At 54.9% G+C, this 12,269-nt stretch carries 13 protein-coding genes; 8 read left to right on the forward strand and 5 right to left on the reverse strand.

What is annotated here, in order from left to right; genetic code table 11:
• Nucleotides 1-80: 80 nt before the first annotated feature.
• A complete protein-coding gene (locus H5P17_RS03995; protein ID WP_182821410.1) occupies nt 81-797 on the reverse strand; it encodes an autoinducer binding domain-containing protein in 717 nt (238 codons plus the stop codon).
• Nucleotides 798-1,147: 350 nt separating this feature from the next.
• On the opposite strand from H5P17_RS03995, the gene H5P17_RS04000 reads away from it, so the two are divergent.
• Genes H5P17_RS04000 through H5P17_RS04020 form a run of 5 tightly spaced genes read left to right on the forward strand, consistent with a single transcriptional unit; the run spans nt 1,148 to nt 7,012 of the window.
• The gene (locus tag H5P17_RS04000; RefSeq protein ID WP_182821412.1) at nt 1,148-2,677 is read left to right on the forward strand and encodes a 3-hydroxyacyl-CoA dehydrogenase NAD-binding domain-containing protein; all 1,530 of its coding nucleotides are present in this window, start codon (nt 1,148-1,150) and stop codon (nt 2,675-2,677) included.
• A 9-nt stretch (nt 2,678-2,686) separates the two neighbouring features.
• The gene (locus tag H5P17_RS04005) at nt 2,687-3,898 is read left to right on the forward strand and encodes an acetyl-CoA C-acyltransferase (RefSeq protein ID WP_182821623.1); all 1,212 of its coding nucleotides are present in this window, start codon (nt 2,687-2,689) and stop codon (nt 3,896-3,898) included.
• Nucleotides 3,899-3,913: 15 nt separating this feature from the next.
• A complete protein-coding gene (gene hemA, locus H5P17_RS04010) occupies nt 3,914-5,131 on the forward strand; it encodes a 5-aminolevulinate synthase (RefSeq protein ID WP_182821414.1) in 1,218 nt (405 codons plus the stop codon).
• The gene (locus H5P17_RS04015; RefSeq protein WP_182821415.1) at nt 5,128-6,300 is read left to right on the forward strand and encodes an MFS transporter; all 1,173 of its coding nucleotides are present in this window, start codon (nt 5,128-5,130) and stop codon (nt 6,298-6,300) included. Before hemA ends, H5P17_RS04015 begins: the two co-directional genes overlap by 4 nt.
• Nucleotides 6,293-7,012 (forward strand): enoyl-CoA hydratase-related protein, encoded by a 720-nt coding sequence (locus H5P17_RS04020; protein WP_182821417.1) that lies wholly within the window; start codon nt 6,293-6,295, stop codon nt 7,010-7,012. The genes H5P17_RS04015 and H5P17_RS04020 overlap by 8 nt, the downstream gene beginning before the upstream one ends.
• A 104-nt stretch (nt 7,013-7,116) precedes the next feature.
• Here the strand turns inward: H5P17_RS04020 and H5P17_RS04025 are convergent, their stop codons facing one another.
• The gene (locus tag H5P17_RS04025) at nt 7,117-7,416 is read right to left on the reverse strand and encodes a putative quinol monooxygenase (protein ID WP_182821625.1); all 300 of its coding nucleotides are present in this window, start codon (nt 7,414-7,416) and stop codon (nt 7,117-7,119) included.
• A gap of 397 nt (nt 7,417-7,813) precedes the next feature.
• On the opposite strand from H5P17_RS04025, the gene H5P17_RS04030 reads away from it, so the two are divergent.
• Both H5P17_RS04030 and H5P17_RS04035 read left to right on the forward strand, forming a co-directional pair.
• Complete coding sequence (locus H5P17_RS04030; protein WP_269933854.1) at nt 7,814-9,127, forward strand: MFS transporter; 1,314 nt, start codon at nt 7,814-7,816, stop codon at nt 9,125-9,127.
• An 81-nt stretch (nt 9,128-9,208) separates the two neighbouring features.
• Nucleotides 9,209-9,703 carry a DedA family protein gene (locus tag H5P17_RS04035; RefSeq protein WP_182821419.1) on the forward strand — a complete coding sequence of 165 codons (495 nt, stop codon included), beginning with the start codon at nt 9,209-9,211 and terminating at the stop codon, nt 9,701-9,703.
• 13 nt (nt 9,704-9,716) lie between these two features.
• On the opposite strand, the gene tolA is transcribed toward H5P17_RS04035, so the two are convergent.
• Both tolA and H5P17_RS04045 read right to left on the reverse strand, forming a co-directional pair.
• Nucleotides 9,717-10,163 (reverse strand): cell envelope integrity protein TolA, encoded by a 447-nt coding sequence (gene tolA / locus H5P17_RS04040; protein ID WP_182821421.1) that lies wholly within the window; start codon nt 10,161-10,163, stop codon nt 9,717-9,719.
• A gap of 119 nt (nt 10,164-10,282) precedes the next feature.
• Nucleotides 10,283-10,483, reverse strand: a complete 201-nt coding sequence (locus H5P17_RS04045; RefSeq protein ID WP_182821423.1) for a hypothetical protein — start codon at nt 10,481-10,483, stop codon at nt 10,283-10,285.
• A 149-nt stretch (nt 10,484-10,632) separates the two neighbouring features.
• On the opposite strand from H5P17_RS04045, the gene H5P17_RS04050 reads away from it, so the two are divergent.
• Nucleotides 10,633-11,466: a hypothetical protein gene (locus tag H5P17_RS04050; protein WP_044549669.1), complete on the forward strand. Its 834-nt coding sequence runs from the start codon at nt 10,633-10,635 to the stop codon at nt 11,464-11,466.
• Here H5P17_RS04050 and H5P17_RS04055 read toward each other — a convergent pair.
• The gene (locus H5P17_RS04055; protein WP_182821425.1) at nt 11,463-12,245 is read right to left on the reverse strand and encodes an NAD(P)H-dependent oxidoreductase; all 783 of its coding nucleotides are present in this window, start codon (nt 12,243-12,245) and stop codon (nt 11,463-11,465) included. The genes H5P17_RS04050 and H5P17_RS04055 overlap by 4 nt on opposite strands.
• Nucleotides 12,246-12,269 lie beyond the last annotated feature (24 nt).

Raw genomic sequence — 12,269 nt, forward strand, 5'->3', positions numbered from 1 at the left:
CTGAGTGGGATATTTCCTTATTTAACAAAATATAAACACAACCTGTCTAACGGCTAGCCGAATAATTATTTCAAAGTCGATTAAATCAGCTGTAAATACACCGCTTTTGCGGTGGCGGCGGTTTTATTGGCCACCGACAGCTTTTTAATCGAGTTACCGATGTGGAAATTTACGGTGCGCTCACTCAGCCCCATTAACAATGCCGTTTCTTCCGAAGTTTTGCCTTCGCTGCACCAGCGTAAAATATCTTTCTCACGCAGCGTCAGCACATCCTTTATCGCCTCGTCGTTTACCGATATTAATGCTTCGCGCAGCGTCTTGTGGGCGATCTGCGCCAGCCACAGAAAGAAAGTTTCGTTACGAGCCCCGGCCTGCGGGGACTGAGCGGGGATACTCTTACCGGCAAAGGTAAGGATGCCCAGCCGACCGTAGCAATCCTTGACGGACTGTGACCATCCCTCGCGGATACCGTACTGCGCCATACGCCACCACAGCTCCGGTTTGTCCCGGTAGAACGGCTCGTCCCAATAGAATTGCAGCGTAGAGTGGTGGGCCTGCTCGATCATCGGATCCTGCAGATAGATCCGCAGTTTGCGGTAATCTTCCAGATACTGCGCTGGATAGTTACCCTCTATCAGCATTTTGGGTCGGCTGGCCGGGTAGCAGGAAAAGACCGTATAAGAGAAGTACTCGAAACCCAGCGCCTGGGCGCAAGGTGCCAGACGGCTTAAAAAAAGATCGCGGTCAGACAGGCTGCTAAGCAGATCATCCATCAAAGGCTGAAAATGAGTGTCCATAACGCAGGTTCTCCAGAGCACAGCGCCGCAATCATTAAGTGAGGTTAACTATAGTGGAGGGCTCAGAACGACAACAGCCGTTTCATATAATAAAAAATACCATGGCTATAACAAAAAAAGCTATTCCCCTGCCCTGCCATTATTAATAAATAACGAATTTATATTTCACCGGCGCCACGAATTACGCGAATAACATAAAGCCTATTTATTGTAAACCTGTCATTTCTACCGTTAGACAGTCACACCGCCGCCAATTACCTTCGCCATAGGCACCTGGTGCTTTTTAAATCCGAATAAAATATAAGCATTTGCGAATTTTGCAAAGCAGAAGAATACTCACGGGGATTTTTATGGCAGAGAATAATACGGCAATAGATTCGGTCGCCGTGATTGGCGCCGGAACCATGGGCAGAGGTATTGCCTATCTTTTGGCACTGAACGGCATACGAACCCTGCTTTATAATCGCAGCGCTCATTCTTTGAATCAGGCACGTGATTATATTGTCGGTGACCTGAATAAAAAAATTGATAACGGAAAAATAAGCCAACAGAAAAAGGGCGAGATCCTGGCCAATCTGGTTTTCTCGCCAGTTTTCGACGCTATCGCCGACAGTGACCTGGTGATTGAAACCATTGCGGAACATGAACCCACCAAGCATGAGATCCTCGCGGCCATTGCCGCCACGGTAAAAAAAGAGGCGATTATCGCCACCAATACCTCTTCGCTGTCGCTGAATAAACTGGCCGCGGGCATAGAAAATAACTCGCGCTTTATCGGCCTGCATTTCTTCAACCCGGCACCGCTGATGAAGCTGATCGAAATTATCCCGTCCTATTTTACCGCCCGAGTCACAACCTTACGCTGCCAGCAGTTGGTCACGGCGATAGGCAAACAGTTTGTGGTCTGCAAAGCCACGCCGGGCTTTATCGTCAATCGCATGGCGCGGCCTTTTTATCTGGAAGGTTTTCGCCTGCTGGAGGAAAACGTGGCGCTGGCACCGCAAATCGACCGCGCACTGAAGGCCGGAGGCCACTTCCGCATGGGGCCTTTGGAGCTGACTGATTTTATTGGTCAGGACATTAATTATCAGGTCAGCAGCCAGATTTGGCAGGACATGCAGTATGACCCCCGCTATACCCCCGGCCATTTGCAACGTTCGCTGGTGGATGCCGGGCTGTTGGGGAAGAAAAACGGGCGCTCTTTTTTTTCCCCCTCGGCTGACGCCGCCAACCCACCGGCTACCGGCGGCGGTACGCTGAGCTCGCTGCATTTTTTTGGCGAACATCCGCTGTTCGATCTGCTGCAACAGCACGCCTTCGCGACCTCGGTGCCCCTGGCAATAACACGTCAGCCGGAACACCCGGTTCTGGGCCGTTTTATCCAGGTGAATGACAGTCTGGCAGTCAAAATCACCGACGGGCGAACGGCCAATCAGCTTGCCGAGCTGGCGGGTCTCGATACCTTCGTGGTCGACGTTGCACTGAACTATGCCAACACCGCTTTTCTGGTGGCGGCCCACAGCCAACAGGCTACCGAGGCGAATAAAGCGCTGTTCCTCACGCTGCTGCAAACGGTGATCCCGCAGGTGGAGTTTGTTAAAGATTCCCCAGGCCTGATCGTCGCCCGGGTTCTGAGCAGCCTGATCAATGAGTCGGTGATCATGGTGGAGAGCGGGGTTTGTAGCCGAGAAGACATCGATATCGCCGCCGTGGCGGGCGTCAACTATGCCGACGGCATTTTTGCCTGGCTGGCGCAGCTCGGGCAGAAAAACGTGAAATCGACGCTGGATAATATGGCGCAACTGCTGCATTCCGCCCGCTATTACCCGCACTACTCGTTGCTCCACGCCCCCCGGCCCGAGCTGGCCGTCGCGCCCTGAGGAAAAATGATGACGATTAAAGACGATGGGGTCTATCTGATCGACGGTACGCGCACGGCGATCGGCGCCTACGGCGGTAGTCTGGCATTAACCCGCCCGGACGATATGGCGGCCTCGATTATTCGGGCGTTGCTGCAACGACACCCGGAAAGCGAGCCGGATATCGATGAGGTGGTGCTGGGCTGCGCCAATCAGGCCGGTGAAGACAACCGTAACGTCGCACGCATGGCGGCGTTGTTGTCCGGTTTGGATCAGGGAGTACCGGCGATTACCCTTAACCGGCTGTGCGCCTCCGGGCTGGACGCCGTGATTTATGCCGGCGCAAAAATCAAAAGCGGCCTTAGCGATCTGGTGTTGGCGGGCGGTGTCGAAAGCATGAGCCGCGCGCCCTATGTAATGGGCAAAAGCGAAACGCCTTTCGACAAGGGGATCAAACTGTTCGATACCACGCTGGGCTGGCGTTTTGTCAATCCGCAGTTGGCACAACGCTATGGCAGCGATCCGTTGGGCATTACGGCCGAAAACGTCGCGCAGCAATACCGCATATCCCGCGAGGATCAGGATAATTTTGCCCTGGCGTCGCAGCAAAAGGCCTGGCGGGCTATCGAAAATGGTCGGTTGGCCAGTGAGATCACCGCGCTGGATGTGCAGATCGATCGCAAAACCCGCCAATCCTTCGCTCAAGATGAGTTCCCGCGCCAAACCACGTTGCAAAAACTGCAGGCGCTGAAACCGGCCTTCACCGCCGAAGGCTCGGTCACCGCCGGGAATGCTTCCGGTATCAATGACGGCGCCGCCGTGCTGTTGCTGGCCAGCGGTCGCTATGTCAAGCGCAAGTCACTCCAGCCGCTGGCGGAAATTGGCGACAGCGCCAGCGCCGGCGTTGCCCCCTCGTTGATGGGGATTGGGCCAATCGCCGCGACCGAGCGCCTGCTGACTCGAACCGGTTTTACGCTGAACGATTTCGACATCATTGAAATTAATGAGGCGTTTGCCGCGCAGGTGTTGGCGACGCTGCAAAGCTGGCACATCGACTTCGACGATGCGCGAGTCAATCCGAACGGCGGTGCCATCGCCCTCGGGCATCCGCTGGGCATGTCCGGCGCGCGACTGGTGCTTTCCAGCGCGCTGGAGTTGCATACCCGGCAATTAAGCAATGCGCTGGTGACAATGTGTGTCGGTGTCGGCCAGGGTGTTTCACTGGTGATTAAAGCCCTCTAATGCAAGGAATTCCTTATGAGCGTATTGAACATTCTTGAAGAAAAACTGGCCGAAACCAAAAAACAGGGCCGGTTCCGCGAGTTCCTCAACCTGGAACGCAGCGTATTGGATAAACCCTGGGCCACCAGCCACGGACAACAGGGTGAGCGTCGTCTGAACGTCTGGTGCTCCAATGACTATCTGGCGATGAGCCATCACCCCAAGGTTATTCTGGCCACCACCGAGGCGGTAAACCGTGTCGGGCTGGGTACCTGCGGGGCACGCAGTATTTCCGGCACTTCGATCTACCACAGCGAGTTGGAAAGCTTGCTAGCCAAAGCCTACGGCAAGGAGTCCGCGCTGTTGTTCACCACCGGCTTTGGGGCCAATGACGCCACGCTCTCGACGCTGTGCGACGCCATTCCCAATCTGATCGTTTTTTCTGATGAGCTGAACCATGCTTCGATGATTTACGGCATTCGCTACAGCAAAGCGGAGAAGAAAATCTTTCGCCACAATGACGTTGCGCACCTGGCCGAGCTGCTGCAGGAAGCCGACCCGCAACGTCCCAAGCTGATCGCCTTCGAATCGCTCTATTCGATGGACGGCGACTTTGCCCCGCTGGCGCAGATTGTCGCGCTGGCGGAGAAACATCAGGCGCTGACCTATCTGGACGAAATCCACTCCGCCGGCGTTTACGGCCAGCGGGGCCTGGGCTATGCCGAACAACTGGGCCTGCTGGACAAGATCTCCATCATTCAGGGGGGCTTTGGTAAGTCCTACGGCGCTGCCGGTGGTTATATCGCTGCGCCGCGCGTGGTGGTCGAAGCCGTGCGCAGTTGGGCGCCGGCGTTCGTCTTCAGCACCTCCTCCCCCGCGCCGGTGGTGGCGGCGGCGGCGGCGCTGGCCAGCTTCAAATACAACCTTGAGCATGACAACCAACGCAAACATCTGCTGGCGATAATCGATCACCTGAAATCCGGCCTGCGCACCGCCGGTATTCCACTGGTCTCGGAGGACAGCCATATTCTGCCGGTGCTGGTCGGCGATCCACACAGGAACAAACACATCAGCAAACAACTGCTCGATGAGTACGATATTTACGTGCAACCGGTCAATGCCCCGACGGTGCCGGCCGGCAGAGAGCGTTTGCGGGTTACGCCGACCTCGGCCCATACTCATGAGGATGTGGAGTATTTCCTGGCGGCGCTGAGCAAAGTCTGGGCCGCCAATACGTTACGGAGAGCAGGATGAAGTTGACGGACTATAACGGCCATTTTCTTACGCTGTGCCTGATGGCTACCGGCACCTTTGCCATCGGTACCGATGCGTTTATCGTCGCCGGCATACTTGACGAGATTTCCGGCACCTTTGCCGTCAGCCCCGCGCAGGCGGGGCAGTTAATCTCGGTCTTCGCCCTGGCCTATATGATGTTCGCTCCGCTGACCGCCTGGCTGCTGGGCAACCTCAACCGCAAACATATCTTGCAGCTGGCTCTGCTGTTGTTTATCGCCGGTAACCTGGTTTGCGCCTACGCCGACAGCTTTTTGCAAATCTCTGCCGGGCGCGTACTGGCGGCGCTGGGGGCGGCTTGCTACACGCCGCAGGCCGCCGCCGCCGCGGTCGGGTTGGTGTCGGAAAAACGCCGCGGGCTGGCGATATCGATTGTGTATGGCGGCATGACGCTGGCTATCGCGCTGGGCATTCCCTTCGGCACCTTCCTGGCCAAGCTGATCGGCTGGCGGGAGATCTTCCTGCTGATCGCCCTGTTAGGTGCCGTTGCACTGCTGGGGCTTTCACTAGCGCTGAACGCCATCGCCGCGCCGGGGAAACATACGCTGAAAGAGCGGTTGGCCCCGTTACGGCAAAAGGCAGTGCTGACCACGCTGCTGATCACTTTCTTCGCGGTCTGCTCCGAACATATTGTTTACAGCTATGTGAGCGTATTGCTGAAGAATACTCAGTTGGGCCCGGAGGCGATTTTGCCCATCGCGCTGCTGATATTCGGTATTGGGGCCGTCATCGGCAATTTCGTTTCCGGTTTATTGACCGATACCTTCGGCAGTAAATTTGTCCTGCTGTTTTCCGTGTCGATTCAAACCCTCTCGCTGTTCCTGCTGGCCTTTTACGTCACTTCCCCCTGGTGGGTGCTGGCAATATTTCTGGTGTGGGGGATTACCGGCTGGATGTATCTGGTGCCTATTCAGCACCACTTGTTGTCGCTGTCCAAACGTTTTGGCGCGCTGACGGTGTCGCTGAACAGCTCGGTATTGTATGCCGGCATTGCGGCGGGGGGCATGCTCGGCGGCCTGACGCTGTATACCTTGCCTGCCTATTACCTGCCGCTGTTTTCATTGCCGCTGGGGGCCATCGCCCTGCTGCTGACGCTGGTGTTCTTCCAGGGAGAAAAAGCCCATGACTGACCTGCCGCCACCGGTGCTGTATGAGCAACAGGACGGCATCGCCGTGATTACCCTGAACCGGCCGGAAAAAAAGAACGCCATCAATTTGGCGATGGCTCGCCTGATCCAACGCTATCTGCAACAGGCCGAGCAGGATGACAAGGTTCGAGTGATCCTGTTGACCGGTCAGCCACAGGTGTTCTCTGCCGGGATGGACGTCAAAGCATTTCAACAGGGCGAACTTCCGGTGGTCGAGCCGGAAGGCTTTGCCGGCCTGGTGCATGCGCAGCTCACCAAGGTGATTATCGCCGCCGTGGACGGTATCGCCTTCGGTGGAGGGTTTGAAATAGCGCTGGCCTGCGACCTGATCGTAGCCGGGCGAGATGCGCAATTCAGTTTTCCGGAGACCGGGCTGGGGCTGATTGCGGCACAAGGAGGATGTTCACGCCTGCCGGCGCGCATCTCCCCCTATATCGCCCTCGACTGGTTGCTGACCGGTCGCGTTATCGGCGTGGAGGAAGCCTGGCGGCACGGGGTTATTTCACGGATCAGCGAGGGAAGCGCTCTGGAAGAGGCACGGCTGATCGCCCAGCAAATTGCCCAGAAAAACCCGTTGGCTACCCAGGCGGTAAAAGCCATAGTTCGTTATGGGATGGCGCACCATGAGGCCCCCAGCTTTGATTACCAACAAGGTTGGGTCGATCAGGTACGGTTGGCGGCAAAAGGCTTTTAAGAGCATTCTGAAGGAATGGCAATCATTCTCTGTCTAATTTTTAATCACTACAAGACCGTGTTTGAGAAGCCATTGACCCCGCTGTGCGGGGATTTTTTGCCTGGTTAATTTTTCTCTGAGGGAAAAGGCTGCATAAACAAAAAGGTACAAGGTTTGCTCTGGTGCTGATTGATTAACGGCACCAGGCGTGTGAAATGTTCGGTTTGGCAGTGCACGTCCAACGCCGCCCGGTCGGGCCACTCCTCGACGAAAATAAAATGCCCCGGATCCTGATGGTCAATAAACAACTCATAAGAGAGGCAGAGTGCCTCCTGACGGGTTTTTTCTACCAATTCCTGATACAGCGGCATCACCGTTTCAATGCGGTCGTGCTTGATAAAATCTTCAGCAATCACCTTTAGCATGGCATCTTTCCCTTTCAGTTTATCTGTCATCCTGAGCCACTCTACCTTTGAAGAACAGACTTTGCCTTCTTTAATCGCAGTGATAATTCAAAGCGGGTCATTCAGTGATTACGCGCACAGATATTCATCAGCAGGCTTGAATCACGACCGGCCATGTGTGAATTTCAGGTTAACCAATTGTCAATTTTTGGTTTCCATCAACAGATTTACCGTGGCTGCATAGGCCAGGATGGCGTTCATCGCCGTTTTTTTTACCATTAAAGGCCTGACCATTAGTCCTTTAGGCCTTTAGTGAAAGCCAAAACCGAAGATGAATGTTCCGCAGTGGCAATGGGTGCAGGCAAGCTGCCGGTATTACGCCGGCCCCAGTCGTTCAACCTGTTTGAGAGGGTAACCCGTGAGTAATACGACCAACACCAGTTCCGCGCTCAATTCGGCGATTAAAAAAACGTGGCGCAGATTGATCCCCCTGATGTTCTCTCTGTATTTCGTCGCCTTTATCGATCGGGTAAACGTGGGCTTTGCCAAGGAAGCGATGTCGGTGGATATTGCCCTGTCGCAATCCGCCTTCGCATTGGGTGCAGGGATTTTCTTCGCGGCGTACGCCATCTTCGGCATTCCAGCCAATCTGATGATGAACAAACTAGGGGCAAAAGTCTGGCTTAGCGCCACCACGGCAGTGTGGGGGGCCTTGTCCGCCTGCACCGGTTTCGTCAGCAACGAATATCAATTTATTGCCCTGCGCTTCCTGCTGGGATTGGCGGAGGCCGGCTTCTACCCCGGTATTCTGTTGCTGGCCTCCCTTTATTTCCCCAACAAGGTCCGGGCTTCGGTGATTGGTATTTTTGTGCTTGGCGTTCCCGCAGCCTTGACGCTCGGCTCGCCCATTTCGGGTGCGCTGCTCGAAATGCACGGTGTGCTGGGGCGGCCAGGCTGGTTCTGGATGTTTGTTCTGGAAGGCTTACCGGCCGTCGTGTTGGGGATCTTCGCCTATTTCTATCTTGACGACAGCCCGGCCAAGGCGCGATTTCTTAACCCGGAAGAGAAGCAGGCGTTGGTGGCACAGTTGGCCCTGGAGCAAAAAAATACCGAGGCCAGCAGCGTGAGAGAGGCGTTGAAAAATACCAAGGTTTGGCACCTGGCTTTTATTTACGGCACCATTCAGGTCGGCGTGTATGGCCTGTTGTTTTTCCTGCCCTCGCAGGTAGCTTCACTGATGGGCACCACTATCGGGTTTAAGGCATCGCTGGTAGCGGCAATTCCCTGGGCCGTTTCTGCATTTGGGGTCTATTACATCCCGCGTTATGCCGATCGCAAAACCTCCCGCCGCTTGCCCATCGCCATCGGCTGTATGGTGATTGCCGCACTGGGTTTGGTTGTCTCGTCCTATGCCGGTCCGACTATTGCCATTATTGCGCTGTGCTTTTGCGCCGTCAGCTTCCTGGCGGTACAGCCGATATTCTGGACCTTACCGGCGCAGATACTTTCAGGCCCGGCGCTGGCGGCCGGCATCGGTTTTTGCACCACGCTGGGCGCACTGTTCAGTTTCCTGGCGCCACTAATCCGCACCGAGGCAGAACTGCGCTTCGATAGCCCGCATGCAGGCCTGATCGTACTGGCGATTTTCTCTTTGCTGTGCGCCGCGCTGATTTTTGCACTCAAAGGATGGGCTACGCAGAGCGCCGAGCGTCAGGCTCAGGTGAGTGGGTAAGCCTGAGCTGAAGCCCATTCGATTTAGCTTATATTGAAGCGGTGAATGAGACACTGACCCCATATTTTCTGGGGGTCATCCATGGAGACATTAACCGCTATTATCACCCAATACAGCCCGGAGCCCGGCTTCCTGTTGCTGCTGATTTTTCTGTTTGCGTTGGGCAAGTCGGTCATTTTCGTTTCTTCGGTTCTGCCGCCCGCATCGGTGACGTTGATGCTGGGCATTGTCGCCGGCAAGCCGGTGCTGGCCGACGCTCATGTCTGGGCGGCGATAACCCTGGGTGCCCTGCTCGGCTCCGTTTTGTCTTTCCATTGCGGCGCATGGCTGCAAAAACGCCAAAGCGGGAACTGGCTACCGGCCAGATACCACGGCGCATTAAACAAGGCGCAATCCGCGTTACACAACAACGGCATCCCGCTGCTGTTTATATCGCGCTTTCTGGCCGTGATGCGCTATACCGTGCCATTGGTTGCCGGCATGATCGCCCTGCCGCGCAAACAGGTCTATTGTGCCAGTGCGCTGTCTGCCGGGGTTTGGGCCGTGGCCCTGATGTCCGTCGGTCAGCTGTTTTAACAGCGGCTCCCGATTATTGGGGACGAAATTCCAGCGCGGCATTCTTAACCACAGCGTAAACTGCCGGTGTCGGGGGTTTGGGAAAGGTGGCATTTGCGGTTGCCACTATAGCCGCTCGACAAAGCGCGGGGTCACCGCCTTCAGCCCGGACATCTAACAGCATGCCATCCGGAGCCAACTTGAGTCGTAATGAGCATTCCTTGCCGGCGTAAACGCTGTCATAGTGAAAATGATTTTGTATAGCCGCTGTGATCTGCATGAGATATCGGTTGATCTCTTGCCCAGGTGCTGCTGGCGCCGTTTTACCTTCCAATCCAGCAAAAAGGTCATCGACTTCGCCTCCAGCTACCTCAGGTTTAGCCGCAGTGTCCGTCCCCGAGCAGCCTGCTAACAACAGCGTTGCGATAACAAGCAATACTGCCGACAGGCGAGTTTCGGATCCTGAATGAATTTTTCTCATGATTCCCTTCCTTTTAAAACAGACCTATTCGTTGATGGGGTATCGCAGGCGATACCAATCCGCTTGCCCGTAGCCTGTTCAGAATGCAAAAAGCCCACGCAAGTGGGCTTTATAGTAAATCAGTTCTGGCGGGTTGCGCGCTTCATTTCCCGCTCGCCCGGCGTTTGTGTTTTGACGGACAAAGGCGCGACAAACTCCTTCCACTCTTTGCCGCCCGAAGGATCTGCAGAGGCCTTGTTACGTGACTCATAGTCGTCTTGTTGACCTGCACAGCCTGACAGTACCATCACACCCAGAGCCATTATTAGCGCTTTACGCATCTCTATCTCCCTATAGATAAAATTTTTGCAAATGATAACAAATCTCAACTCTTAGCGTTAGCCGAAAGCCGGGTGTGAATTATAATAAGAAAATATTATCATTGGCGTGATGCCCCACTTTCTTATAAGCCGTGAGTTTCTGATAGCCCATGTATCAATACCCTGAACATCTGACCGGAGAGGTCGCCAACCTGCCGCAGAGCTGCGGGGTTTATTTTTTTCACGGCGACAACGGCGCCCATCCCCTCTACATAGGTAAGAGCGTCAACATTCGCCGCCGCGTTCAGTCTCATCTGCGCAATCCGCGCGAAGCTCGGTTGCTGGCCGCCACCCGCCGCATAACCTGCATCGAAACCGTGGGGGAGATTGGTGCGCTGCTGCTTGAATCCTCCCTGGTTAAACAGCAAAGCCCGCTCTACAACAAGCGGCTGCGTAAAATCCGCCGGTTATGCGCGCTGCAGGTGCAGGACTCCCAAACGCGTATCGTATACAGCGATGCGCTAGACTTTTCCCGAACGCCTAATTTGTACGGCCTGTTCCTGCGGCGTGCGGCGGCCGTCGATTTTCTGATCGACATTGCCGATCGGGAACAGCTCTGCCTGACGTACCTGGATATTGAAAAAGGACGCCCCGGACAACCCTGCTTTCGCCATCAATTAGGCAAATGCGCGGGCGTATGCTGTGGCAAAGAGACCCCGCAAGCGCACCAGAGCAGACTGCTTGGCGCCCTGGAGCAGGCCCAGGTGCGGCACTGGCCATTCCCCGGCAGGATCGCCATCGAGGAACGACAAGGTCAACTAAAAGCCTTCCACGTCATCAGCAACTGGTTCTACCTCGGTACTGCACCGTCGCTGTCTGCCGCCGAAAAGCTCAGTTTCCCGGCCGATGAGTTCGACCGAGACTGTTACCGCATTCTTTGTCGAAGACTGTTCCATGAAAGCCGTGAGCACATTCACTTGATTGATCCCCCTGCCCCCTGCTAGCTGCCCGGCGTCCACCGGTTGGGGCTGTGACGGACGAACGGGCTGTACTCTGGTGCCTGGGGTTTTAATGTGAGGTCATCATTAAAGTCTTCTTGTCTGTTAAAAGGAATAACCGGCCATTCACTGATATTTATAAGTCTGCTTTCGAAATCCTTTACTTTTTCATCAAGAAATTGCTGCTGTTTTTCTTTCCCTGAGCCATCAAGCCCGCCGCGTACACCGTGGATCAAATACGGTTCTAGCAGGGTGTAACCTATATAGTGCAGGGCATGGATGGGCGGCCATAACATTAAACGCATGTCACCATCACGTCCGTTAAACGCGCAGGCATTTGCAGAAGCACCGGCGGATACTGTAAGTAAAGCCCGCTTCCCCTTCATCACTCCATTTTCATGCCGGTGCGTGCTGTCATAGAGTCCGCCATAAACAAATACCCGATCCATCCATCCTTTCAAAATTGCCGGCATACCAAACCACCAGAAGGGGAAATGCAGCAGTAAAAGGTCCGAGTTTTTCAGTAAAAAAATATGTCTCATAACGTCATCGGGCAACTTATGCCTATTCCAGTGATGCCGTTGTTCTCGCAGGGGATCAAACCTCTCGAATCCCTGCTTGTCAGGGTAAAAGCTTTTCCCTTCACGCGGTTCGAAATTTTCACCGTATAAATTTACCGACTGCACGCTAGCGCCCTGCTTTTCGAATGTCCTGGCGGCTATGGAGGCCAGATGCGTGTTGAATGAATCCGATTCGGGATGAGCAGTGATAATCAGTACGTTCATGATAATTCTCCGTAAGGGTTTTCC

Source organism: Serratia sp. OS31 (genome assembly GCF_014164835.1).
Taxonomy (GTDB): domain Bacteria; phylum Pseudomonadota; class Gammaproteobacteria; order Enterobacterales; family Enterobacteriaceae; genus Serratia; species Serratia liquefaciens_A.